This is a genomic window from Streptomyces doebereineriae, from assembly GCF_031845645.1.
GTDB lineage: Bacteria > Actinomycetota > Actinomycetes > Streptomycetales > Streptomycetaceae > Streptomyces > Streptomyces canus.
Window position 1 is genome coordinate 1 of sequence record NZ_JAVREZ010000189.1, and the last position, 473, is coordinate 473.

Here is a 473-nt window from a genome sequence, read left to right on the forward strand (position 1 = left end):
GATCGGCACCCCGGAACAGATCGCGGAGCGCATCGTCGCCTACAAGCGCCTCGGCGTGGACCTGCTCCTCCTCGGCTTCCTCCACTACCACGAGGAGGTCGAGTACTTCGGCAAGAACGTCCTCCCCCTCGTACGGGAGCTGGAAGAACACCCCGCCCCCCTCTCCCCGAAAGGTCTCTCATGATCACCGCAGCGCCCACCCAGTGGAAGACCCTCCCGGCCCCCGACAGCCCCCGGGGCTGGATCGAGCGCGCGGCCGAGGTCGCCGCGATCCTCGCCACCGACGCCGCCGCCCGTGACAAGGCGGGCGCCACCCCGTACACCGAGGTCCAGCTGCTCAAGGACTCCGGGCTCGTCACCCTGCTCGGCCCGGCCGAACACGGCGGCGGGGGCCAGGACTGGACGACCGCGTACCGGGTGATCCGCGAGGTCGCCAAGGCCGACGGCTCCATCGGGCAGCTCCTCGGCTACCA

General features: G+C 71.0%; 1 protein-coding gene and 1 pseudogene. Both read left to right on the forward strand.

Translation table 11 applies throughout. The annotated features are described in order from the left end of the window. Positions 1-184, forward strand: a pseudogene (locus RNB18_RS51385) (dimethylsulfone monooxygenase SfnG); the annotation flags it as partial. Next, positions 181-473: acyl-CoA dehydrogenase family protein (locus RNB18_RS51390; RefSeq protein ID WP_311720980.1), on the forward strand; the 293-nt coding region annotated here is incomplete at its 3' end. The pseudogene RNB18_RS51385 and the gene RNB18_RS51390, both read left to right, overlap by 4 nt.